Consider the following 23,012-nt stretch of genomic DNA (forward strand, 5'->3'; position numbering starts at 1 on the left):
ATCACCCCAAACAGCCTAAACCGCATGATTTCACTACATAAATAATCAGCGGTTTGAGCTTAAGTTGATAGAATTGACATTTAGGCTCCCTCACATTAAGGCCTGCCTCTTTGCTGTACAGAACTGACGCGCCAGCTAAATTACTGTTACTGCGAACACCTTACCCCATGCTTTGCAAAACCAGATTATAAAAAATAAGTTAATTTTCATAAAAATGAAGCCAGCGACTACCTGCAACAAAAAAGCGGATTAAATCCATAAATAATACAATGTTTCAAAGAGGTTTTTTGAACGCTCAACCCCACCTCTGGCGCGGCTGAGCATGGAGTCATACAACAGGTGCCAAAAAATAATGAGTTACGTTTCTTGGCGTGGCGGGGTCACGAAGATGCACTGGGGGATACTACACAACAAAAAACCAAAGGCATGTCAATGCGCCACTGGAGAAGGCCCCTGTTGACTTCACTAATTAATCCTTCATCATGCGACCCCAAAATATACGCCAGCGGAAGAAGAGCAATGTAATCTACTTCATTCCTATGATTGTATTTAATCTCCCTATTCTTTATTTGTAATAAAATTAATTATACAAACAACCCCATTAAAAAAAATCCACTTCTAAATTGATATAGTACAGCTCCATATAAACGCCCCTAATCATTCCCTTTGCTTAACAAAAGGAATGATTACTTTTCTACAAATGGCAAAAGGAGAGAAATACGCCGCTTATTTAACGTGATTTATTAAATTTCACTTGTACGCAGGCATTTATAAGTCTATGAATACATGAAACACATACTCCTGCATTATTTAAAGGTGCTTCATGAACATACTGAATCAGTATTCTATAGGCAAAAGGTTACTTGCTGGTTTCTTATCCTGCGCCCTTATTACCTTAATCCTCGGTATCCTTGGTATTCAGAGTGCAGCATCAATGCAAGCGCTCACCACGAATATGCACGACAATCAGCTTGTTACCATCATGCATATTGCCAATGCCAATATGCAGGCTATTTACCATCACAGAGCTGTTTATGCGATTGCACTAGAAACCGACGATAACAAAAGGAGCAAACTTGAAGAGGGCATGAAAGCCAATGAAAGCAAGCAAAAAGAATTACTGGGCAAATACAGAGCAACCTCTTTAACCCCGCCTGAAGTGGCGCAGCTAAAAAAAATAGACGATCTGTGGCCCCGCTACTTAGAAGCCACCAAACCCGCGCTTGAAGCAGGGCACGCCAACAATTTCAAACTGGCTGCAGAGCTGGTGTCTACCCAAGTTGCAGCCGCATTTCAACCCTATGACGATGCATTAAGTGCTTTGGTTGAACTGAATAAAAAAATATCTGATGAAGCAATGGCCGCTAGCACTCAAGAATTAACTGCCACCCAAAGCAAATCAACCCTAATCACCTTCATCGCCGTAGTCATTGCCATTGTACTGGGGATTATCTTAACCAGAAGCATCACTACTCCAATTAGCCATGTTCGCCGCTCTTTAGAAAGAATACGCGAAGGTAATTTAAGCGAGCCTATCGATGTAGAAGGCAAAGACGAGCTAGCGGCCATGCAGGCCGATCTTTTAAAAATGCAGAATGATTTAAAAGCCACCATTCACAGCATCAATAACAACTGCGCCGAACTGGTCATTATGTCTGATCTGCTTGCCCGTGCATCGCAGCAAGTTGCAATCAGCTCGCAAACTCAATCCGAATCTGCATCCTCATCGGCTGCCAGTGTGGAAGAGCTGACAGTCAGCATAGACAGTGTTTCGGCCAGCGCCAGTGAAGCAAATCAGCAGGCCAATGAGGCCGGTAGTCTGGCAAATTCTGGCAGTGAAGAAGTTAAAAAATCGAATTCACTGATTGATACTGTATTGGAAAACGTCAACAGCACCAGCACACAGATTGCTATTCTGGAGCAAAGCTCTATCCATATTGGCAATATTGCCACCGTGATTAAAGACGTCGCCGATCAAACCAATCTGCTGGCCTTAAACGCCGCCATCGAGGCCGCCCGCGCAGGTGAACAAGGCCGTGGCTTTGCCGTAGTGGCCGACGAAGTACGTAAACTGGCAGAGCGTACCACCAGCTCGGCGCAAGAAATCACTGGCATGATCCAGACCATCCAACAAGGTACGAACGCCGCAGTCAGCGGCATGCAATCAAGCCAGCAAAGCGTAAGCCAGGTTTCTACAGCATCGGAGCGCACCAATCTGGTAATGGAGCAGATCAAAGCTGGCTCTTCTAAAGTGCAAACATCAATCAAAGATATTGCTTCAGCACTTTCACAACAACGCACCGTCAGCACCGAGCTGGCACAGAATGTAGAGCGGATTGCACAAATGGCCGAAGAAAACCATGCCGCAGTAGAAGAAGTCGCCACCTCATCCAATAATTTAGCGAAACTATCAAACAACTTAAAACAATCTATCAGCAGGTTTAAGCTGGCTTAAGCCCCAATTACAAGAAGGAAAATAGAGTGTAGTCGAAGGAGTTTCTCGTAAAAAATCCTGATTGCCCCTCTTACGAAACAAAAAGCATGATTACAAAAAACGGCGGCCAAATGGTCGCCGTTTTCCGGTACCCCAAGAAAAAATTTACTTACACCTTAGCCGGTCAAAGTCCTTTCCTGAACGGATGTTTGTACAGCGCTCATAAACTTTAGGAAGCTTAAATTCCTGTTTCTTATTGCTGCACTTATAAATGCACACATACCAGTAATCATACTGAGACGGCCCCATCGTCCAAAATAACGGGCCTCGATTGGCAGTCTCTGCATTGTCAGGTTTTAACTGCGCAAGCTCTGAAGGCGGGCCACTGAATAAATCGATTCCAGACGCTCTTTCTAAATGCCCCGATTCATTTGCTAGCCTTGGACATGAAAATACCTCTGGTTTTACTGCAGCATGTGCAGAGCATCCCAAGACCAGTAAAGTAGAAAGGGTAAATAATGTTTTAACCACAAGCTGTTTTCGTTCGACACCATACAACATCATCATATTTCAAGCCTCAACTTATTGTAATAAATTTACGTTTAATTAGGCGTGATTTCCATTTGCGCCCGGTGGCCTTGGTAAGGTTGTAGTGTTTAGCCAGCGCATCGACAGAAAGCGATGAGGCCTGGATTTCAGCCCGTACTCGGGAGTGGAATGGATTTTGCTCATGGTATCAGGAAGGACTGCTGGTTAATCAGATCATGCATCATGCTCCTCTGCATAAACAAGGGCCAACTACGCATGGGGGTATGATGACCCGAAGCCCGATACTTTTGAAGGTAAAATTACAGATTGTATTTACAAGCAAGTCAATGCTCAGTGAAAGACTGAATCAACAAAATAAGTCAACGTCTCTATGAGCTGGACGCCCCGTCCCTGTACTGCGATAATTTACAGCACAAGGGCGTTCATCGCCCCCAAGAGCTTACGATAAGAAAAAATCGGATAAAACACCGGATAAAAAATAAGCAGCACTCAACAACAAACCAATAAAATCAAGGACTTAATTACACCATGCTGCTTATGCTCGATAACTACGACTCATTTACTTATAACTTGGTGCAATACTTTGGGGAGCTAGGTCAAGAGGTGGTAGTGCATCGTAATGATGAAATCACTATCGAAGAAATAGAAGCGCTAAATCCTAAATATCTTGTGGTTTCACCCGGCCCTTGTTCGCCCTCTGAAGCAGGTATTTCGCTTGCGGCGATCCATCATTTTTCTGGCAAGTTGCCCATCCTAGGTGTTTGCCTCGGCCATCAAGCCATTGGCCAAGCCTTTGGTGGCAGGGTTATACACGCGCAGACCCTGATGCATGGCAAAGTTTCCGCACTACAACATCACAACACCGGCGTTTTCACTGGCCTGCCCTCCCCATTTACCGTAACCCGCTATCATTCGCTCGCCATTGAGCGCGCCAGCTTGCCTGATTGCTTAGACATCACCGCTTGGACAGACGATGGCGAGATTATGGGTGTGCGGCACAAAACACTGCCAATTGAAGGCGTGCAGTTCCATCCTGAATCCATTTTGACTGAACACGGCCATGTGATGCTGGATCACTTTATTAAAGAGTGGGCGTAATCCACGTAATCAAAAAAATGAGCCGCAAAAAACAAACTTAAACTCTCGCCCTTTGCTTAAGCTATTTGGCCTAACTTGAATGCCCCAATCCCATAAGCAACTGAATTAGGCCTCAAGTTTGTTCGTGCTTTTGTAATTTTACTGAGCTACGCATTTTTTGATCTCACTGCGTAATTTCAGTAAAAAAGCAAAACAAGGCAATAGCCGCACTGCGGTATCTATTTATGTTTTTTGTAGGCTAGCAGCCTGTCAGACTTAGATGGTCGACGCGAAAAATCGCATGATCGAGACCAGATTTTGCCGGATTTGCAGCGCCAATAACGAGTTATTGGTCAAAAATCTGGTGAAATATAGGCCGATCAGATGATTTTGCAGCTGACTGATGCTAAGTCCGACAGGCTGCTAGGTTTTTCACTCCCCGTACAGAATCCAACGATATAAAGGATGAGTATGCGCATTATTTTTGCCCTTACATTCGCCCTCGCCGCGCTAACCGTACAAGCCGAGACCTCCCCCCCAGCACAAGTTGAGTGTCAGGCTAGTAATCAAATAGCGCTTAAGGACTGCCTGGCTAAACTTGCACCACAGGCAGAGCAAGACCGCAAAAATGCTGAAACGGCGGCCCGCGCCATGATGAAAAACCTAGACCGCGTCACCAGCCGTCCTAAAGCTTTGCCCGCATTTAATCAAGCCAGCAAAGCTTATCAAAACTACCAACACGCCCATTGCACATGGATAGGAAAAAGTTTTGCCGGCGGTGGCAGTGCAGAGGTGGCTGAACGTGCTTGCCGAATTGATCTAGATCGCGCCCGCGCAGACGAGTTGTCGCGCTTTTACGTGCAATAAGCCACCTTCTGGCTATCCAAGGATACTTTTATGATTACCATTCAAGCCGCACTTAATCGCCTAATCGATAACAACGAATTGTTTTATGACGAAATGCTATATCTAATGCGGCAAATCATGACGGGCGAGATGACCCCCGTACAAACCGCTGCCCTATTAATTGGCCTTCGCACAAAAGTAGAAAGCGTTTCCGAAATCGCTGCTTCAGCCACCGTAATGCGTGAGCTATCCACCCATGTTGCAGTGCAAGATCGCAGCCATTTAATTGATACTTGTGGCACCGGTGGCGATGGTGCGCACACCTTTAATATCTCTACCTGCGCCGCCTTTGTGGTTGCCGCAGCAGGGGCAAAAGTCGCTAAACACGGCGGGCGTTCGGTGTCGTCAAGCTCGGGTTCTGCCGATGTATTAGAGGCTTTTAGCATTAATTTAAATCTCAATGCCGAGCAAGTTGGACGCTCTATTGATGAGATTGGCCTGGGCTTTATGTTTGCCCCCAATCATCATAGCGCCATGAAATACGTTGCCCCGATTCGCCGCGAATTAGGGGTACGTACCATTTTTAATATCCTTGGCCCGCTGACCAATCCAGCCGGTGCAGAAAATCAGCTCATGGGTGTTTTTCACCCTGACCTAGTCGGCATTCAAGCACGCGTTCTACAACAATTAGGCAGTAAGCATGTACTGATTGTGCACGGCCAAGATGGCATGGATGAGATTTCCATCTCTGGGCCAACTCTTGTGGCCGAGTTAAAAGAGGGCCAAATCAATGAATACACAATAGACCCGCGCGACTATGGCTTTGCCTTGGCCGACATCAAAAGCTTACATGCTGATAATGCCCAGCAATCCAAGCGTATTATTGAACAAGTGCTCGCCAACGTTGCCAGCCCCTGCCGCGACATTGTTCAGCTGAATGCAGGGGCCGCTATTTACGCTGCAGGCAAAGCCAATACACTTGCAAGCGGCATTAATTTAGCAGGGCAAATGCTTGCAAATGGCAGCGCGCGCGCCAAGCTCGATGACTTAGTGCAATTTAGCCACGCTTTATAGAGGCCTAAAGGCGTTACTTACTGCGCCCCTAGGCACTTACCTCCACGCATCGCAAATCATGCCCCTTACATGCCTAATAAAGAGCCAATCATGTCCGACATCTTAAAAAGAATCTGGGCCACCAAACACCAAGAAGTTGCGGTAGCCAGCAAAATATTGCCGCTCAATGAAATCCGTAAACAAGCAGAAGACAATACCGATCTACGTGACTTTACCGCAGCCTTGCAAAGTAAAAACGCATTAGGCCACCCAGGTATTATCGCGGAAATCAAAAAAGCCAGCCCATCCAAAGGCGTCATTCGTGCTGATTTTCAGCCAGCGGTGCATGCACAAGATTACGCAGCACATGGCGCAGCCTGCCTCTCGGTGCTAACCGATGAGCCTTACTTTCAAGGCAATCTGAATTACCTGAAAGCCGCTCGTGCTGCTTGCACCCTGCCCGCACTGCGCAAAGATTTTATGGTTGATGAATACCAGCTCTTTGAAGCGCGGGCATGGAGCGCCGATTGCATTTTGCTGATTGCCGCCGAGCTAAGCCTCGCTCAGCTGAAAGACTTTGAAGCGATTGCAATCAGTTTAGGTATGGCGGTGCTGGTAGAAGTGCATAACGAAGTTGAACTAGAGCTGGCACAACAGCTTAAAACACCTCTTTTAGGCATTAACAACCGTGATCTGCGTAGCTTTGAAGTGTCCTTAGAAAACACACTAAGACTACTGCCTTTGATCGACAGCCACCGAATTGTTATTACTGAAAGTGGGATTGTTACCCCTAATGATGTTGCTCTTATGCAACAAAACCAGGTAAACAACTTTTTGGTCGGCGAAACCTTTATGCGCGCCGAATCCCCCGGAAGCTGCATAGATACTACGTTTGGCCCTGCTTACAAAGGCTTCGTAAGGGCTTGAGCTTATATTTTTGTCATATTTTTTTAATAAACCTCCCCTAAACTTGGCATTATTCGAAAGCAGATTGTTACTCTAAACGTACATCTGCTTTCTAAATGCGTGCATTAGTCATTCATGAGTATTTTCTTTTTTATGGTCAGCCTTTAAATGGGCTTGGTACATAAGACAGAGAAGCTGATGCCAAAGAATAAAAAATGGCTTTTTATAACAAAAGTGCCGTGATCTTTGTAAATGCAGGAATGGCCAAGCCATTTCTATCACTTGTTTATTTGGGAGTAGTACAGATTATGAAAAAAATTATCGCCCTAGCCGTTGCTGCCGCATTTACCGCACCTGTAGCCTTTGCAGATGTAGAGCTCGGCCCATTTAGCATTTACGGCACAGCCGCAACTGCTGTTGAAATCATCTCAGTTGAAAACAACACTGGCAAGCCGCTAGTTAGCACAAAAGACAGCCAAACCCGCCTAATGGACCAAACATCCAAGCTGGGTTTCAAAGCAAAATACGATCTGGACAATGACTACTTCGCACTTGCTCAAGTTGAAAGCCGCTTCTACCTTGGCAACAACGGCGACAATACTGATGACAAGGCTGAAATTGGTAGCCGCAATACATTCGTGGGTGTGGGAGGCAAGCAAGTAGGTACATTACGTTTCGGCCGTTACGAGAATGCTTACAAGCTTTCCCTAAAGCAAATCGTCCCTACACTTTACGGCAACCTGAATGATGCTTCATCAACTTACGGCTCCAAACAAATCTTGAACCGCCTTGGTGGCCGTCAAGGTGATATTGTTGCTTACGAGTCGCCTGATTGGGCTGGTTTCAGCGGCAATTTAAGCTACAACTTCGGTAAAGATTCAACCAACTCAATCTCAGCTGGCTCTGCTGGTGTTCCAAGCAACACAGTCGCTACTGACCTCATGGGACAAACTGCTGTTGGTATTGCTTATAAGCACAGCATGTTTAATGTTGGCTTTGGTTACACCACTATTAGCAATGCCGCCTGGAAACTGGACGGTAGCAGCGGTGCAAGTGCTAAAAACCTGACGGGTTCACAAAAACTTGAAGCTTACCAATTAGGTGGCCAAGTGAACTATATGGACTTTAGTGCAGGTGCTGTGTTTGAGCGCACAACGTCTAGCCTAAGTGGTCTTGCCAAAGGCAACTTTGATCAATACCAAAATGTATTTGGTTTAATCGCTGGCTACAAAAAAGATGCTTTAGAAGTACAAGTTCAGTACGCACAAGCAAATGATGTTGACGGTACGACTCTGGTTGACACGGGTGGTCAGCAAGCCAGTATTACTGTTGCGTACACGCTTCACAAATATGTACAAGCCGTTGCTTCATTCACTAAGATGCACAACCAAACTAATGCTAACTTCACCTCTGCTTCAGGCTTCGGTCTGGACAAGGGTAACGACATGAACCAGTTCGCACTAGGTCTAGTTGGTAAGTTCTAAGCTTCGAGCTCAAAGCAAGTCAGTCAAAAGGCCACATAGCAATGAACTGACCCCAATTAGTTGGACAGTAAAAAGCTAGGTACTTAACAAGGGCTGGGTTCTGTATTGCACAGGACTCAGCCCTTTTTACTTCAGCTTGATTCGGTCGTAGTTATAGTAATGAATATAATCCACGATGCCTTGCTCTAGTTGCTCAATAATGCTGAATTTCCCTGACAAAAGACTCTGACTTCAACATATCAAAGAACCTTTCAATCGTTGTATGATCGTGGCAATTACCTTTTTTTTGCCTACTTTGCACCAGCCCTTGTGCTGCCAATACTTTGCCATTTGATAGTTCGCCACCAAAGCCTCCTTCTGGCAATAGAAAGTGCTACGCAGCAAATCAGTGTGTTTCAACCAATCAGCCAAGGGAAACTGCGACCTTAATTCAAGCACTATTTTCGCTGTTTCTACTGCACCGATTGGTGCTTTGACTTGAACTAACATGGTACTTTTTTATATAGGCCACCTCCAAACGGAGGCGTTTTTTTCTGCAATGAATGCTTCACGACTACGGGTTTCATCATCAATTAGCAGGGGAGCTGTGTGATTTTCGGCGACGGGCTTAGGTGATGCCATGTTGCTCACCGATCGTTCTGATGCCTGCTTCGCCAGTTAAATATTGCTAAATAACAGAAAGCTTGCATTGCGTTGTGTACTTGGACATAAAAACACCCCAAAAATATAGACGGGAATCCAATTTTTGGGGTGCAATTCAGTAAGGACTACCTATTTAATATGTACTTACGCACCGCACTATTGTGCTCATCTAAAGTATTAGAAAACACCGAGCTGCCATCGCCCTTAGCCACAAAATATAAGGCCGTTGTGGGGGCAGGATTAAGTGCTGCTTTAAGCGCAGCGTCCCCAACCATAGCAATCGGGGTGGGTGGCAAGCCACTGCGGGTATAAGTGTTGTATGGTGTATCCGTAAGTAAATCCACTTTGCGCAAGCGCCCATCTAGTGAATCCCCTACCCCATAAATTACCGCCGGATCAGTTTGCAAGCGCATGCCAATGCGTAAGCGATTTACAAATACGCCCGCCACCAACGCCCGATCTTTAGCGTGGCCAGTTTCTTTTTCAACTAAAGAAGCCAAAATCAACGCTTCATAGGGTGTTTTAAGCTGCACATTGGCAGAGCGCTCTGCCCACGCTTTATCTAATTTGGCTTGCATACGCTGGTGGGATCTTGCCAGCAACTTTAAATCTGAACTTCCCTTATCCACATGATAAGTGTCAGGAAAAAACAAGCCTTCTGGACTAATGGCGCTCACCCCCAGCTCCGCCAGCAACTCAGCATCGCTCATTAAGGCCGTGTCATGGCGCAGATGCGGATTACTATTCAGTGACTTGCGCAGCTCTCGCCAATTTGCACCTTCAATCAAGGTAAACGTCAGCGTGGTCGTATCACCATTACTCAGCTTTTCTAATAACTGCCATGGGCTAACCGCAGCAGTTAAGTTATAACTACCCGCTTTTAGCTGCTTGTCTTTGCCGCTGATTCTTGCCAGCACTAAAAATGGCAAAGCCTGATCAATCACGCCTTGTTTGACTAACTGGTCTGCTACTTTTTTAACGCCACCTGATGCAACCACAAAATCTTGCGGGGTATTTTGCAATAGAGGTGTACTGGCGTATTGATACAGCCAAAAACCTAAAGCACAAGCTAAGCCAAATAAAAGCAGCATGAAACGGGCAAGCCCGCGGAAAAATCCGCCCTTATTCTGTGGTTTCTTCTTTACGGCCATACTGGCGCCTTACCTCAAAAGTTGTTATATCGTGACTCGCTCAGGTGCACTATGCACCCGAAGCAGACTTTTCTGAGCTACACAGCTCTACCGCGCCTTCTTGACTACCATTTTGGCGTTTTACTTCAAAGAATCGTTGTACGGTAGCAAGCTCTCTTGATCTAAACATCGGCGGCAAGCTTTTCCAAATCATTTTCCCGTATTGCTTTTCAACCAAGCGCTTATCCGCAATCATCAAAATACCAATATCAGTTTCATCCCTAATCAAACGCCCAGCGCCCTGCTTTAGAGTAATAGCCGCATGCGGCACTTGATAGTCCATAAACGCACTGCGGCCAGATTTATTAATTTGCTCAATCCGCGCAGATAGCACCGGATCATCCGGCGGGCTAAAGGGCAGCTTATCAATCACGACCAAAGAAAGCTGCTCGCCTTTTACGTCGATCCCTTCCCAAAACGTTTGGCTCGCCACCAAAATAGCGTTAGGTGCAAGGCGAAACTTATCTAGGAGCTCGGTGCGTGACCCTTGGCCCTGCAGAAACACCGGCCAATCCAACCCCGCAGCCTTCAGCTTTTCTTGCACAATTTCATGCGCCTCACGCATAGCACGTAAGCTAGTAAACAACAAAAAAGCATGGCCCTGGGTGGTCAGCAGCAGCGGCCAGGCTTTTTCCATCACTTGTTTAGTAAAATCTGGCGCATTGGCCTCGGGCATATCTTGCGGCACATAGAGCACAGCTTGCTGCTTGTAATCAAAAGGACTTTCCCAAGTGGCTTCAACCGCATCCCATATCCCCAACTCATGCTTAAAATGGTTGAAATGCCCATTTACCGCCAAGGTAGCCGAGGCAAATACCCACGCACGCGGGTGCGATTTAAGTTGCTTTTGGAACAACTGGGCGATATTTAAAGGGGTAGCGTGCAAGATCAAGCCATGCTGCAAAACATCCACCCAATGCACACTTTCTTCATCGTCGCCTCCCATCCAGCGCTTAAGAGTTGCCACGCTTTCTAGCGCTCGAATCTGGCAATTTTCTAGCCCTTCCGCCCGCTCAGATTGCTTGCCAAGCAAATCACAGAGTATGGACAACTTTTCAGCCACGAACTCTAAAGCAGGCATAAATTCTGGGTTTTGCTGCTGCAATTGATGCAGTGGAGCACGCGTTGCATCGGACTTAAACACCAAACGCAAATCTTTAACTGCTTTTTCTAAAGCCTCTGCCGCAGCAGGTAGCAAGATAAAATCTTTAGCCGCCACCAGCGCTTCAGCCCGCGAATCCCTTGCTAAATCAACCAATTGCCCTGAAGTTAGCGTTTCACCAAAGAAGAGACTGGCGACTTCTGGTAGCTGATGGGCCTCATCAAAAATCACAGTATTACAGGCGGGGAGCAACTCACCCGCGCCTTCATCTTTTAACCATACATCGGCAAAAAACAGATGATGGTTCACCACCACCACATCCGCTTCTTGCGCATCTTTACGTGCTTTAAGCACAAAGCAATCTTTATGGCTTGGGCACTCTTGGCCTAAGCAATTATCCCGAGTAGAAGTAACATGCCCCCAAATCGGCGCGTTTTCTGCCACGCCAGGGCAAGCGGCTTTATCGCCAGAAATCGCCGTCTTAATATAACGCTGCACTTTAACTAAGTCGGCAATATCCTCTTTGCGCATAAAGCGCCCTTCTTGCTCAGTGCGCGCCAAATGATAATGGCAAACATAGTTCGAGCGCCCCTTTAACAAGGCAATCGTAACCGGCACCTGCAGCACTTTGCGCACCGTTGGAATATCACGGGCAAACAACTGATCTTGCAGCGTTTTAGTTCCCGTCGACACGATCACCTTACCGCCGGATAGCAGTGCAGGCACTAAATAAGCAAAGGTTTTACCCGTACCTGTACCCGCCTCAGCAATCAGCTGACCTTGGTTCTTGATGGCAGTTTCAACGGCCTGCGCCATTTCTAATTGCTGTGTGCGCAATTTATAGCCGGGAAACGCATCGGCAAAGGGGCCGTCGTCGGCAAAAACTGCATCAAGTGACATAAATGGAGACCAAAAAGCAAAGACAGGATTGTAACAAGATGATGGCACTTGCCTGTAAATGATTACTGAATAAAAAACACATTAATGCTAATAAAATGAGCCAAGCTGCGCTAACGGCGATAGCGCAGGTCACCACATCCTTATCCCTGTTATTTAATGCTTATTTTCATGCACCCTAAGATGCGCAAAGCGTAGCACCGCATCAATCACCGGCAGGCCGGCTGCCGCTTGTGGGTGATTAAGAAACGCCACCACCACCGAAGTTTGGCCGTTGCTGTCCCTTACAAAACCTGCTGCCGCGCGAACATCGCGCAAAGTACCCGTTTTAATATGCGCCTCACCGGCCATACTAGCGAGACGTTTTTTCATCGTGCCATCTAACGCCACCAGCGGCATAGATGAAACAAACTCAGCGGCGTATGGGCCTTGCCAAGCATCAATCAATAAATCAGCCATATGCCGTGCGCTGATTTGCTCTTGCCTAGATAGCCCTGAGCCGTTTTCTATCTTTAATTCGTCAAATCTCTTGCCTCGGCTACTGAGCCAGCGGCTTACCGCAGCAAAGGATTTGGCGGAAGAATCTTTCCCCTCCTCGCCAGCACCCAAACTCAAATAAAGCTGCCTCGCCATGGTGTTATTGCTAAATTTATTAATATCGCGAATCACGCTAGCCAAATCTGGCGAGCGATTTGTTAGTAAGAGTTGCGCATCGCTTGGCACCACACCAGCGCGATTCCCCCCCGTAATCACTCCGCCCTGCTCCGCCCATAAGCTGCGAAACAAACTGGCGGTATAGCTGGGGTGGTCAAGCAACGCCAAATAACGCTCAGTGTTGCAACCCAGAGGAATACTGCCACTTAAGCTAATTTTGGCGCTACTGCCTTGGTTATCGATATTGAGCTGGAGTTTATTTTTGAATGTAGCGCAATTAGCCACTGGGCCACTACTCAAACGGTTATCTAATTGCACAGCGGCTAAATTTGGCTCTAGCGAGGCAACAACCCCAGTGGCCTCGCTACGTAATGACAGGCGCACACTTTTTAAATTACTCAGCAAGCTATCAGGTGTGACTAAAAAAGGCCGATATGGCTCTTCGCCATCATCGTCATAAGTTGTTGTATCCGCGCCTTGGCTAAAATAGCTACGATCTAGAACTAAATCGCCCCTGATCTCTCTGACGCCTGCAGTTTTTAAATCGCGTAGCATGAGCCAAAACCGTTCTAGATTCAGTTTTGGATCACCGTAACCTTTTATGTAAAGATCGCCATTTAAAATGCCATTTACAGGCTTAACATTTGAATAGATTTCCGTGCTCCACTGATAAGCGGGGCCTAAAAGCGACAATCCGGCGTAGCTTGTTACTAGTTTCATGGTCGATGCTGGGCTGGCAGGCTTATCACCCTGATAATAGAATGCCGGTAAAGACGATTGCAGCGGTACAATCGCCAAGCTTAAAGAATCAGCAGGCAACTTAGCGGCCTTAAGTGCGCTTAAAATTTCAGCAGGCAGCTCTGCAGCATGGGCTTGACCCATACTTAGTACGCAAAATAATAATAATTTTTTTAAGCTTATTTGGGTATTTTTCAAGAAGATCCCTTTTTGTGAGCGGCCTGACGCGCTTGCCAAGCGGCATAATCAACAAGGTATTGAGCGCGTAAAACATAATAAATATCAAAGACACAGCTATCCCCACAGCCGCTTCCGCAGCAGGATTCAAACTCTGGCTCAATAGGCGCTACTGGTTCGGGGTCACCTTCGTGAAAGGTAAACTGATTATCAAGTGGCTGCATCATGGTAGAATTCATCTATGGCTTATCAAGTACTGGCACGCAAATGGCGGCCCAAATCATTCTCCCAACTGGTTGGGCAAGAACACGTGATCAAAGCGTTGGCAAATGCCTTCGAAAATGATCGATTACATCACGCCTATCTCTTAACCGGCACACGCGGCGTGGGTAAAACCACCATCGCGCGGATTATGGCAAAAGCGCTGAACTGCGAAACCGGCATTACGGCCACGCCCTGCGGCGTGTGCTCGGCGTGTACGCAAATCGATGCAGGGCGCTTTGTTGATCTACTTGAGATCGACGCGGCATCGAACACCGGTATCGACAATATTCGCGAAGTGCTCGACAACGCGCAGTATTCGCCAACAGCCGGGCGGTTCAAAGTGTACATCATCGACGAAGTACACATGCTGTCAAAAAATGCCTTTAACGCCATGCTTAAAACGCTGGAAGAGCCGCCTGCCCACGTTAAATTTATTTTAGCCACAACGGATCCGCAAAAAGTTCCGATCACGGTATTGAGCCGCTGCTTGCAATTCTCCCTGCGCCAAATGACGCCACAGCAAGTTTCCGGCCATCTACAGCAAGTATTACAAGCAGAAAACCTCCCGTTTGAGCAGGGTGCGCTCAATATTATAGGCCATGCGGCCAATGGCTCGATGCGAGATGCGCTCAGCCTATTAGATCAGGCGATTGCCTTCGGTGGCGGCGATGTAGGCGAATTAGCCGTGCGCGCCATGTTGGGCGCGGTAGACCAAAGTTATTTATTTGAAATTTTAGAAGCGCTTATTGCAGGAGATGGCACCGCCGTTTTAGCCAGCGCCGATGCCATTGCTGGCCGAGGCTTATCCTATGAATCCGCGCTGCACGAACTAGCCCATTTGCTACATCAAGTTGCCGTCGCCCAAGCCGTACCCAAAGCACTGGCAGACGATTTGCCCCAGCGTGAGCAAATTGCCGCGCTAGCCCTTATCATGAGCCCCGAAGACGCACAGCTCTATTACCAAATCGCCCTGCATGGCCGACGTGATTTGCCGCTCGCCCCAGATGAATACGCAGGTTTTAGCATGACACTACTGCGCATGCTAGCCTTCGCGCCAGCAGCGTCAAATCAAATTCTCCCTGCGGCAACGAATAAAACATTGCCAACGATAGCTGATCAGCCGTCAGACGCATTGACTCATCAAGCATCTCCTGTGGCATCGATCCAAACAGCACCTGCCGCACCTCATCATCTATCTCCGGCCAAAGCTGAACAGGCGGCACCACGCCCACCAATTAGCGATGAGCCGCATTACAATGCGCCACCTTGGCATGAAGAAGAACACGCCGCACCAGCTCCCGCCACTCAAGCTGGCCCATTTAAAGGCGACTGGCGTGCACTCATCTTGCAGCTTAAGTTGGGCGCCGCAGGCATGCTGGCACAAAACGCGGAGTTAATTGGCTATACCGATAGTTCGATCGAGCTATTGGTAGGTGAAGAACACACCGCCGTTGCAAGCCGTGCCTATCAAGAAAAACTACGTGAAGCGCTTAGCAATCACTTTGGTAAAGATATTTTACTGACCATTACCCTCGGCTCGGCCAGTGGCGACACCCCCGCTGCCATTGCCTTAAGAGAAAAGATGTCCCGCCTTGCAAACGCAACGCAATCTATTCAAAACGATCCCTTTGTACAATCTGTGGTGCGCGATTTTGGAGCGACGGTTATTCCGGACTCTATCAAGCCTTTATAAAGCGATTAGCAGCATAAGCTGTAAAGATTTTGTAGGGAGGGTACTTGCCCACGCGGCAATCCGAGCAAGATAAGCGCTTTGCCCGACCCACATTTTATTAAACCAATGTAAACAGTTTAACCAAGGAGTAACGACGATGTTTGGTAAAGCCGGCATGGGCAATCTGATGAAACAAGCCCAACAAATGCAAGAAAACATGGAAAAAGCTAAGAACGAATTGGCAACCGTAGAAGTAGAAGGCCAAGCCGGTGCAGGCATGGTTAAAGTGGTGATGACTTGTGCCAACGTGGTAAAACGCGTCAGCCTAGACGACAGCCTACTTAGCGATGATAAAGACATGCTAGAAGACCTGATCGCTGCGGCCTTTAACGATGCAGTACGTAAGGCAGAAACAACATCTACAGCAAAAATGGCTGGCTTTACTGCCGGCATGCAACTGCCACCTGGCTTTAAAATGCCGTTTTAATCTGGCTTTTGGGTGCTAAACCTTAAACCACAGGGCACACAAGGGGCATAGAGTCTCGTAGAGAAAACCACGTGTCAGCACGTCTTCTCTATGTGACTCTGCGCTCTCCATTTATTCTGTGGAGCAAGGTGTAGCACCTTTCCACATTCAGCTATAACATTGATCCTTAAGTATATTTTTTAGGGCATTCATCACCGTTTTTTATACTTAAAGAAGCATATGTCCACGCCTCCATCCCTGCATACACTGATCTCCGCATTAAAAACACTTCCTGGTATTGGCCCCAAATCCGCGCAAAGAATGGCTTTTTATTTAATGCAGCGCGATCAAAAAGGCGCAGCAAACTTAGCCACAGCGCTAAATAACGCCTTGGGCAAACTCAAGCATTGCAGCCTGTGCAATACCTTTGCTGAGGTCGATCTGTGTGATGTGTGTAGCGATGAAAAACGCGAACAAAACCTACTCTGCGTCGTTGAAATGCCGACTGATCTGATGATGCTGGAACAAACGCTGGCTTTTCATGGCCGCTATTTTGTCTTGATGGGTAGGCTTAGCCCGCTGGATGGGATTGGCCCTAGCGATATCGCCCTGCAAAGGCTGCTAGAGCGCGCCAGCGATGGCATTGTGGAAGAAGTTATTTTAGCCACCAACTTTACTACCGAAGGCGAAGCCACCGCCCATTATTTAGCAGAAATGTTACGTGCACGCGGGCTAAAAGTAAGCCGTATTGCACGAGGCATGCCCGTTGGCGGCGAGCTAGAACACGTCGATGCCGGTACCCTAGCCCAAGCTATGTTGGAACGGCGTAGCGTTTAAAGGCTCACTAGTGCGTCGACATTTTAGAAAAAAGCTGTAGCACCACCACACCGCTCACGATCAAACTTAAGCCAATAATCGCGGGCCAGTCTGGCTTTTGCCCATAAAGCAACATTGCCCCCACCGTCACCAGCACAATCCCCATCCCCGACCAAATGGCATAAGCCATCCCAACAGGCACGCTTTTTAGTACCATAGACAGCAGCCAAAACGCCATACCATAGCCGATCACCACCACCATACTGGGCATCAAACGACTAAACCCCTCAGTGGCCTTCAATGCCGAAGTAGCCACCACCTCCGCCACAATCGCTAGCGCTAATAATAAATATGCATTCATAAATAAACACCCAAAAACAAGCCCACCATCTTACGATAAGTGAGCTTGCTGTAATGAGCGAATAATTACTAACGCCCCCTCTGACTGAGGCTTACGTAACGAAAAACCCGCGTACTCTAGGGTCTGTTGACGTTTCATTCGCAATTGACCCTTCGGGTTGGCTGCATTTTTGGGGTGGTACGGCGTTAAAACTAGTCAAATCTTGCGTTTTACAGTTGGGCAAATTAAGTCCGACAAGCTGCAATGCTATTCAATTCTTAATCCACTTTCTACATCAAAAATCACCGCCTTACTCATATCCAAGGATAAACGCAGTGTCTCACCCGGCCGTTTAACGGCCCTTGGATGAACACGCGCCACAACAGGGCTGTGATTTATTTCAGTAAAGATCATGGTATCCGGCCCAGTTGGCTCGGTTAATTGCACCAGACAGCCCAAACCATGAACATCGCTTGCCACCACATCTAATTGCTCAGGCCGAATACCCAACAATATCTTTTGTCCCACTCGATTTTTTAATTCTGCACTTTGTTTAACGGCTAAAAATTGAATATCACTTTCCGATTGCAAACTCACCCCAATTACACCGTCTTGCTCGGCCAAATGGCAGGGAATAAAATTCATTGAGGGTGAGCCAATAAAACCTGCCACAAATAAATTTGTAGGCTTTTCGTAAATAGCTTGCGGGCTGCCAAACTGTTGAATCACCCCGTCTTTCATCACCGCTATTTTATCGCCTAGCGTCATCGCCTCTATTTGATCATGCGTTACATAAACAATGGTGGTTTTTAAGCGCTGATGCAATTGCTTAATTTCTGTGCGCATTTCCACCCGCAATTTAGCGTCTAAATTAGAAAGCGGCTCGTCAAATAAAAATAAAATTGGATTTCTAGCCAAAGCGCGCGCCATTGCCACCCGCTGCCGCTGCCCCCCGGATAATTCAGCCGGTTTACGCTGTAACAGCGGGCTAATTTGCAGCATTTTAGATACACGTTCAATAATCTCATCCTGTTCTACTTTAGGCACACCACGCGTTTCTAAACCAAATGCAATATTCTGCCGCACGCTCATGGTGGGATAAAGCGCATAGCTTTGAAACACCATCGCAATATCCCGATCTTTTGGTGGCACATTATTCATTTTTCGCCCAGCGATATAAATTTCACCACTCGTTGGCGCGTCTAAGCCCGCAATAATATTCATGAGCGTAGATTTACCACAGCCAGAAGGCCCTACTAAGATTAGGAATTCGCCCGCTTCAATGGAAATATCAATGCCTTTTAAAATATCAGTATCACCAAAACTTTTGATGATATTTTTAATTGCCAGTGCGCCCATTATTAAATCCTTCTGGTATTAGTGCAGTACCACGTGGGTAAATAAACCCTACCCACCTTAAATAATTAGAAATATTAACCTTTTACCGCACCGGCAGTTAAACCACGCACAAAATATTTACCTGCAAACACATACACCAAAATAGTGGGCAAGGCGGCAATAATGGCAGCAGCCATATCTACGTTATATTCTTTAACCGAGGTGGAGGTATTAGCAAGATTATTTAAACCAACCGTAATCGGCTGGCTATCCCCTGCCGAAAAAACCACTCCAAATAAAAAATCATTCCAGATATTGGTAAATTGCCAAATAAGCGTCACCATAATAATGGGTGTCGACATAGGCAGAATGATTTTAAAGAAAATTCGCCAAAACCCCGCACCATCTAGCCGTGCAGCTTTAATCAGCTCATCCGGGATACCCACGTAGTAATTTCTAAAAAACAAAGTAGTTGAGGCTAATCCACAGACCACATGCACAAACACCAGCCCTGTTGTAGAGCTGGCAATACCCATCCAACCTAAGGTCTGTGCCATAGGCAGCAGCAATACTTGAAACGGCATAAATACGCCAAATAAAATCATGGCAAATATAATTTCAGAACCTTTAAAGCGCCATTTTGCTAAAACATAGCCATTAATTGCACCTAACGCAGTAGAGATTAATACACCAGGAATCACCATTCGTACTGAATTATAGAAATAAGAAGATAAACCGCGGCACTCTACCCCCGTACAAGCAGATGACCAAGCTTTACCCCAAGCAGCAAAAGAAATGTCCGTAGGAAAAGAAAGTAAATTACCGCTTCTGATTTCTTCTAATCCTTTAACTGAGGTAATAAACATCACATAAAGTGGCAATAGATAATAAAAAGCAGTGAGACACAGTACGGTATAAAGCAGGATTCTGCCCAATGTATTAGCCATTCTTTTTACCTCGCAATTCGGAATAAAGATAAGGCACCACTAAAGCGGCCACCGTGGCCAGCATCATCATAGAGCTGGCCGCACCTACACCCATTTGCCCACGGGTAAATGCCATGGCATACATAAAGGTGGCGGGTACATCGGATGAAAATCCAGGTCCACCACCAGTTAAAGCCATGACTAAATCAAAGCTCTTAATTGCGATATGCGATAAAATCATTAGGGTAGAAAAAAATACCGGCCTTAAAGCTGGAAGGATTATTTTCCAATATATTCTGGATAAATATGCGCCATCAATTTGCGCTGCTTTTATAATTGAATCATCAACCCCACGCAAACCCGCCAAAAACAATGCCATTACAAAACCTGAAGATTGCCATACACCGGCAATTACCACGGTATAAATTGACATCTCTGAATTGACTAACCAATCAAAGGTAAAATGAATAAATCCCCAGTCATGCATGAGCTTTTCCAAACCCAAACCAGGATTTAACATCCATTTCCACGCGGTGCCCGTTACGACAAAAGATAAAGCCATTGGGTACAAATATATAGTACGCAATATGCCTTCCCCCCGTATTTTTTGATCTAGAAAAATAGCCAAACCAATCCCAATTGCCATACCACTACCAATAAATAAACTCGCAAAAATAAATAGATTTTTTACTGCAACCCACCAACGCTCATTTTCAAACAATATTTGATATTGCGCCAACCCTGCCCAGGTTAAATTAGGCATTAAGCGCGAGGTGGTAAAAGATAAATAACCATTCCAAATAATAAAACCATATAAAAAGATCAGCGTTAATAAAAAAGACGGCGCTAGAACGAGGCGCGGCAGCCAGCGCTCTGTGAAGCCGTAATGCGCCTCTTGAGCTGATATAGACATGGGTTTCTCCGGCAGCGAATGATTCAGTAAGAGGCAGCCTTGCTGCCCCTTGGCAGTACTAACTTATTTTGTTTTTGCAGCCGCCGCTAATTTAACGCTAGCTTGCTGAGCGGTCATTGAATCATTATTCCAAAATTGCGAAATCACATCCGCTACAGCACCTTGGGTGGCGGAATGCATCGCCATACCGTGCGCCCAAGACGGGAGTAAAGATCCTTTAGCAGATGTTGCTTTAAAGTCTTCAGCCGATTTTTTGCCGCAATCATCAAATTTGCTCATATTCATGCCTTGGCGCACGGGAATCGAGCCTTTATTCAAGTTAAACACTTCTTGAAACTCTGGACTCATCAATGTAACCGCCAAATCTTTCTGCCCTTTTTCAGCGTCTTTATTCGGCAGTTTGAACATCGCAAAGCTATCGATATTAAAAGTGTACGCTGCAGCCGTACCTGGGGCAGCTACACAGAGAAAGTCTTTACCTGGCACTTTACCCGCGGCTAAAAATTCACCCTTAGCCCAGTCACCCATAATTTGCATAGCAGCCTTGCCATTAATCACCATCGACGTGGCTAGATTCCATTCGCGGCCAGGGGCATTTTTATCGGTATAAGGCTTGAGTTTTTTGTAGGTCGTAAGCACCTTAATCATATTGGCGCTTTGTAGCGTGGCGGGGTCGAGTTGAATAAAGGCTTTTTTATAGAAATCACTGCCACCCACACCCAGTGCAACGGCTTCAAACACAGTAGCGTCTTGCCAAGGCTGCCCACCATAGGCCAAGGGCTGGATACCTGCTTTTTGCAAAGCATCGGCGGCTTTAAAAAACTCATCCCAAGTTGTTGGCACCTTGGCGTTGGCTTTTTTAAATAACTCAGGATTCACCCACAGCCAATTTACCCGATGCACATTCACTGGAGCGGCAACATAGCTGCCTTTATATTTCATTACATTTGCCACAACAGGAGGCAAAAGCTTATCCCAGCCTTCTTTTTTTGCGACATCATCAAGAGATGCTAGTACACCTTCATCACCCCATTCTTGAATAGAGGGGCCTTTGATTTGTGCTGCTGCGGGTGGCTGCCCAGATACAACGCGGGTTTTAAGCGCCGTCATGGCGTTATCCCCTGCGCCACCTGCTACTGCAAAATCTTTCCACTTGTGCCCTTTGGCCTCAAGCATTTTTTTAAGTTCGACTGCGGCTTTAGCTTCTCCGCCAGAAGTCCACCAATGTAATACCTCTACATCAGCAGCGTGCACAGAAAATGCAATAGAAAAACTCGCCGCCAGCAAACTCACTTTCAGTTTTTTCATCATCGATTTCCTCTCGTTGAATACGCACCTAAGTGTATCTGTACGCTGGACTTACTTTATGCCAAAGGCAAGAGTAATTCAAATGAGGCGAAATACGACTGGGCAATAAACTTAGGGTCTGTTGACGTTTCATTCACAATTGCGCTGAGCCGGAAAACGGCCAGGCACAAGGCGTGTGACGAAGACAATAACTGGTTATTGTCGAGGAGCATAACGCAGTGAATGGCCATTTTCCGGCTCAGCCCTTCGGGTTTAGCCCATTTTTGGGGCTGCACGGCGTTAATAATCGCTCATGGTACGTGTACCATGTCACAATTTTCTCCTTGTTCAGCCCCAAAACTGGGCCAAACGCCGCCGTGAATGAAACGTCAACAGACCCTAGGGCGAACACCCTATCAAGGTAGAAATATAGTTTATTTTAAAGGTGGATAAATATGGGCTAGCTTGGCGCTAGCCATATTTTTATGGCTTCGTTTATGCCAAGCAAAGCCGATTAAACTGCAGCACTTAAAACAGTTCGTATTGTTGCCCCCCAAAACAAGCAACAACACGAACCGAAAACTTAGGCCTAAATCTCAGAAATTTGCACGCCTTTTAAAGAGGCCGCTAAGCCCCCTGCTGAGCGAACTTTTAGCTTGGTATAGATACGAGCACGATGCACTTCAACCGTTTTAATGCTGATTTCTAATTCATCAGCTATTTGCTTATTAAGCCGCCCAGTTAATAGCTCACGCAATACCTCACGCTCACGCGGGGTAAGACTTTCTAAGCGCTCATCTAAGGATTGGCGGGCATTCCAAGCACTGCGCGCTTCTTCATCCCTCGCTAAGCAAGCTTCGATTCTAGAAACCAACAAACTATAATCGCAAGGTTTTTCTAAGAAATCCATTACCCCATCTTTTACCGCAGCAACGGCCATAGGCACATCGGCGTGGCCGGTTAAGAAAATAACTGGCGGCAAATAAAAAGATGTTTTTAGCTCACTATATAGCTCAAGACCACTCATGCCCGTCATACGGACATCAATAATTAAGCAACTATAATCTGCCGCATCCGCTTCATTTAGAAAGTGCTCTGCAGACTCAAAACCAAACACCGGCCATTGATGAGCTTCAAATAAAATTTGTAGCGCGTCACGTACAGCAGAGTCATCATCAATTACAGCAATAGGTCGCATACAATTACCTTTAATAGATAGTAATAATTCAAAAGCGCTAGGG

22 protein-coding genes are annotated in these 23,012 nt (G+C 46.4%); 9 read left to right on the plus strand and 13 right to left on the minus strand.

The window, feature by feature from the left end; genetic code table 11:
• Positions 1 to 823: 823 nt before the first annotated feature.
• Positions 824 to 2,455, plus strand: a complete 1,632-nt coding sequence (locus C1H71_RS19400) for a methyl-accepting chemotaxis protein (protein ID WP_130108036.1) — start codon at positions 824 to 826, stop codon at positions 2,453 to 2,455.
• A gap of 144 nt (positions 2,456 to 2,599) precedes the next feature.
• On the opposite strand, the gene C1H71_RS19405 is transcribed toward C1H71_RS19400, so the two are convergent.
• Positions 2,600 to 3,001, minus strand: coding sequence for an STY0301 family protein (locus C1H71_RS19405; protein WP_130108037.1), 402 nt, complete (start codon positions 2,999 to 3,001; stop codon positions 2,600 to 2,602).
• A gap of 510 nt (positions 3,002 to 3,511) precedes the next feature.
• On the opposite strand from C1H71_RS19405, the gene C1H71_RS19410 reads away from it, so the two are divergent.
• The 5 genes from C1H71_RS19410 (at position 3,512) to C1H71_RS19430 (ending at position 8,349) form a co-directional block, all read left to right on the plus strand.
• Positions 3,512 to 4,081: an aminodeoxychorismate/anthranilate synthase component II gene (locus C1H71_RS19410; protein WP_130108038.1), complete on the plus strand. Its 570-nt coding sequence runs from the start codon at positions 3,512 to 3,514 to the stop codon at positions 4,079 to 4,081.
• A 450-nt stretch (positions 4,082 to 4,531) separates the two neighbouring features.
• Positions 4,532 to 4,927 carry a lysozyme inhibitor LprI family protein gene (locus C1H71_RS19415; RefSeq protein WP_188053444.1) on the plus strand — a complete coding sequence of 132 codons (396 nt, stop codon included), beginning with the start codon at positions 4,532 to 4,534 and terminating at the stop codon, positions 4,925 to 4,927.
• A gap of 30 nt (positions 4,928 to 4,957) precedes the next feature.
• On the plus strand, positions 4,958 to 5,980 hold the full coding sequence (gene trpD, locus C1H71_RS19420; protein WP_130108040.1) for an anthranilate phosphoribosyltransferase: 1,023 nt from the start codon (positions 4,958 to 4,960) through the stop codon (positions 5,978 to 5,980).
• Positions 5,981 to 6,070: 90 nt separating this feature from the next.
• Positions 6,071 to 6,886 (plus strand): indole-3-glycerol phosphate synthase TrpC, encoded by an 816-nt coding sequence (trpC, locus tag C1H71_RS19425; RefSeq protein WP_130108041.1) that lies wholly within the window; start codon positions 6,071 to 6,073, stop codon positions 6,884 to 6,886.
• A gap of 194 nt (positions 6,887 to 7,080) precedes the next feature.
• Entirely contained in the window at positions 7,081 to 8,349 is a 1,269-nt protein-coding gene (locus tag C1H71_RS19430) for a porin (RefSeq protein WP_130108042.1), read from the plus strand.
• Positions 8,350 to 8,475: 126 nt separating this feature from the next.
• On the opposite strand, the gene C1H71_RS22075 is transcribed toward C1H71_RS19430, so the two are convergent.
• From C1H71_RS22075 to C1H71_RS19460, 6 genes are all read right to left on the minus strand, one after another.
• Complete coding sequence (locus tag C1H71_RS22075) at positions 8,476 to 8,568, minus strand: IS3 family transposase (protein ID WP_130108043.1); 93 nt, start codon at positions 8,566 to 8,568, stop codon at positions 8,476 to 8,478.
• 12 nt (positions 8,569 to 8,580) lie between these two features.
• On the minus strand, positions 8,581 to 8,838 hold the full coding sequence (locus tag C1H71_RS19440; RefSeq protein ID WP_130108044.1) for a hypothetical protein: 258 nt from the start codon (positions 8,836 to 8,838) through the stop codon (positions 8,581 to 8,583).
• Positions 8,839 to 9,116: 278 nt separating this feature from the next.
• Positions 9,117 to 10,142 (minus strand): endolytic transglycosylase MltG, encoded by a 1,026-nt coding sequence (gene mltG, locus C1H71_RS19445; RefSeq protein WP_130108045.1) that lies wholly within the window; start codon positions 10,140 to 10,142, stop codon positions 9,117 to 9,119.
• Between the two features lie 49 nt (positions 10,143 to 10,191).
• Positions 10,192 to 12,183 carry an ATP-dependent DNA helicase gene (locus C1H71_RS19450; protein ID WP_130108046.1) on the minus strand — a complete coding sequence of 664 codons (1,992 nt, stop codon included), beginning with the start codon at positions 12,181 to 12,183 and terminating at the stop codon, positions 10,192 to 10,194.
• A 153-nt stretch (positions 12,184 to 12,336) separates the two neighbouring features.
• Positions 12,337 to 13,716: a D-alanyl-D-alanine carboxypeptidase/D-alanyl-D-alanine endopeptidase gene (dacB, locus tag C1H71_RS19455; RefSeq protein WP_130108047.1), complete on the minus strand. Its 1,380-nt coding sequence runs from the start codon at positions 13,714 to 13,716 to the stop codon at positions 12,337 to 12,339.
• A gap of 50 nt (positions 13,717 to 13,766) precedes the next feature.
• Positions 13,767 to 13,976: an oxidoreductase-like domain-containing protein gene (locus C1H71_RS19460; protein WP_223145941.1), complete on the minus strand. Its 210-nt coding sequence runs from the start codon at positions 13,974 to 13,976 to the stop codon at positions 13,767 to 13,769.
• 14 nt (positions 13,977 to 13,990) lie between these two features.
• Between C1H71_RS19460 and dnaX the strand changes: the two genes are divergently transcribed.
• The 3 genes from dnaX to recR all read left to right on the plus strand — a co-directional run bounded on the left by dnaX (position 13,991) and on the right by recR (position 16,988).
• On the plus strand, positions 13,991 to 15,706 hold the full coding sequence (gene dnaX / locus C1H71_RS19465) for a DNA polymerase III subunit gamma/tau (protein ID WP_130108048.1): 1,716 nt from the start codon (positions 13,991 to 13,993) through the stop codon (positions 15,704 to 15,706).
• Between the two features lie 136 nt (positions 15,707 to 15,842).
• On the plus strand, positions 15,843 to 16,172 hold the full coding sequence (locus C1H71_RS19470) for a YbaB/EbfC family nucleoid-associated protein (protein ID WP_130108049.1): 330 nt from the start codon (positions 15,843 to 15,845) through the stop codon (positions 16,170 to 16,172).
• Positions 16,173 to 16,391: 219 nt separating this feature from the next.
• Complete coding sequence (gene recR / locus C1H71_RS19475; protein ID WP_130108050.1) at positions 16,392 to 16,988, plus strand: recombination mediator RecR; 597 nt, start codon at positions 16,392 to 16,394, stop codon at positions 16,986 to 16,988.
• A 7-nt stretch (positions 16,989 to 16,995) separates the two neighbouring features.
• Here the strand turns inward: recR and C1H71_RS19480 are convergent, their stop codons facing one another.
• The 6 genes from C1H71_RS19480 to C1H71_RS19505 form a co-directional block, all read right to left on the minus strand.
• A complete protein-coding gene (locus C1H71_RS19480) occupies positions 16,996 to 17,328 on the minus strand; it encodes a DMT family transporter (RefSeq protein WP_130108051.1) in 333 nt (110 codons plus the stop codon).
• A 246-nt stretch (positions 17,329 to 17,574) separates the two neighbouring features.
• Positions 17,575 to 18,666 carry an ABC transporter ATP-binding protein gene (locus C1H71_RS19485; RefSeq protein WP_130108052.1) on the minus strand — a complete coding sequence of 364 codons (1,092 nt, stop codon included), beginning with the start codon at positions 18,664 to 18,666 and terminating at the stop codon, positions 17,575 to 17,577.
• A 74-nt stretch (positions 18,667 to 18,740) separates the two neighbouring features.
• The gene (locus C1H71_RS19490; protein WP_130108053.1) at positions 18,741 to 19,592 is read right to left on the minus strand and encodes a carbohydrate ABC transporter permease; all 852 of its coding nucleotides are present in this window, start codon (positions 19,590 to 19,592) and stop codon (positions 18,741 to 18,743) included.
• Positions 19,585 to 20,484: a carbohydrate ABC transporter permease gene (locus C1H71_RS19495; RefSeq protein WP_130108054.1), complete on the minus strand. Its 900-nt coding sequence runs from the start codon at positions 20,482 to 20,484 to the stop codon at positions 19,585 to 19,587. The genes C1H71_RS19490 and C1H71_RS19495 overlap by 8 nt, the downstream gene beginning before the upstream one ends.
• Positions 20,485 to 20,547: 63 nt before the next feature.
• Positions 20,548 to 21,795 carry an ABC transporter substrate-binding protein gene (locus C1H71_RS19500; protein WP_223145942.1) on the minus strand — a complete coding sequence of 416 codons (1,248 nt, stop codon included), beginning with the start codon at positions 21,793 to 21,795 and terminating at the stop codon, positions 20,548 to 20,550.
• A gap of 565 nt (positions 21,796 to 22,360) precedes the next feature.
• The gene (locus tag C1H71_RS19505) at positions 22,361 to 22,969 is read right to left on the minus strand and encodes a response regulator transcription factor (RefSeq protein ID WP_130108055.1); all 609 of its coding nucleotides are present in this window, start codon (positions 22,967 to 22,969) and stop codon (positions 22,361 to 22,363) included.
• Between the last annotated feature and the right edge of the window lie 43 nt (positions 22,970 to 23,012).

Source organism: Iodobacter fluviatilis (assembly GCF_004194535.1).
Taxonomy (GTDB): Bacteria; Pseudomonadota; Gammaproteobacteria; order Burkholderiales; family Chitinibacteraceae; genus Iodobacter; species Iodobacter fluviatilis_A.

Excerpts from the sequence above, each read along its gene's own strand:
- C1H71_RS19400 (WP_130108036.1), top strand. The coding sequence starts at position 824 with ATGAACATACTGAATCAGTATTCTATAGGCAAAAGGTTACTTGCTGGT.
- C1H71_RS19405 (WP_130108037.1), bottom strand. The coding sequence starts at position 3,001 with ATGATGATGTTGTATGGTGTCGAACGAAAACAGCTTGTGGTTAAAACA.
- C1H71_RS19410 (WP_130108038.1), top strand. The coding sequence starts at position 3,512 with ATGCTGCTTATGCTCGATAACTACGACTCATTTACTTATAACTTGGTG.
- C1H71_RS19415 (WP_188053444.1), top strand. The coding sequence starts at position 4,532 with ATGCGCATTATTTTTGCCCTTACATTCGCCCTCGCCGCGCTAACCGTA.
- trpD (WP_130108040.1), top strand. The coding sequence starts at position 4,958 with ATGATTACCATTCAAGCCGCACTTAATCGCCTAATCGATAACAACGAA.
- trpC (WP_130108041.1), top strand. The coding sequence starts at position 6,071 with ATGTCCGACATCTTAAAAAGAATCTGGGCCACCAAACACCAAGAAGTT.
- C1H71_RS19430 (WP_130108042.1), top strand. The coding sequence starts at position 7,081 with ATGGCTTTTTATAACAAAAGTGCCGTGATCTTTGTAAATGCAGGAATG.
- C1H71_RS19440 (WP_130108044.1), bottom strand. The coding sequence starts at position 8,838 with ATGTTAGTTCAAGTCAAAGCACCAATCGGTGCAGTAGAAACAGCGAAA.
- mltG (WP_130108045.1), bottom strand. The coding sequence starts at position 10,142 with ATGGCCGTAAAGAAGAAACCACAGAATAAGGGCGGATTTTTCCGCGGG.
- C1H71_RS19450 (WP_130108046.1), bottom strand. The coding sequence starts at position 12,183 with ATGTCACTTGATGCAGTTTTTGCCGACGACGGCCCCTTTGCCGATGCG.
- dacB (WP_130108047.1), bottom strand. The coding sequence starts at position 13,716 with ATGGGTCAAGCCCATGCTGCAGAGCTGCCTGCTGAAATTTTAAGCGCA.
- C1H71_RS19460 (WP_223145941.1), bottom strand. The coding sequence starts at position 13,976 with ATGATGCAGCCACTTGATAATCAGTTTACCTTTCACGAAGGTGACCCC.
- dnaX (WP_130108048.1), top strand. The coding sequence starts at position 13,991 with ATGGCTTATCAAGTACTGGCACGCAAATGGCGGCCCAAATCATTCTCC.
- C1H71_RS19470 (WP_130108049.1), top strand. The coding sequence starts at position 15,843 with ATGTTTGGTAAAGCCGGCATGGGCAATCTGATGAAACAAGCCCAACAA.
- recR (WP_130108050.1), top strand. The coding sequence starts at position 16,392 with ATGTCCACGCCTCCATCCCTGCATACACTGATCTCCGCATTAAAAACA.
- C1H71_RS19480 (WP_130108051.1), bottom strand. The coding sequence starts at position 17,328 with ATGAATGCATATTTATTATTAGCGCTAGCGATTGTGGCGGAGGTGGTG.
- C1H71_RS19485 (WP_130108052.1), bottom strand. The coding sequence starts at position 18,666 with ATGGGCGCACTGGCAATTAAAAATATCATCAAAAGTTTTGGTGATACT.
- C1H71_RS19490 (WP_130108053.1), bottom strand. The coding sequence starts at position 19,592 with ATGGCTAATACATTGGGCAGAATCCTGCTTTATACCGTACTGTGTCTC.
- C1H71_RS19495 (WP_130108054.1), bottom strand. The coding sequence starts at position 20,484 with ATGTCTATATCAGCTCAAGAGGCGCATTACGGCTTCACAGAGCGCTGG.
- C1H71_RS19500 (WP_223145942.1), bottom strand. The coding sequence starts at position 21,795 with ATGATGAAAAAACTGAAAGTGAGTTTGCTGGCGGCGAGTTTTTCTATT.
- C1H71_RS19505 (WP_130108055.1), bottom strand. The coding sequence starts at position 22,969 with ATGCGACCTATTGCTGTAATTGATGATGACTCTGCTGTACGTGACGCG.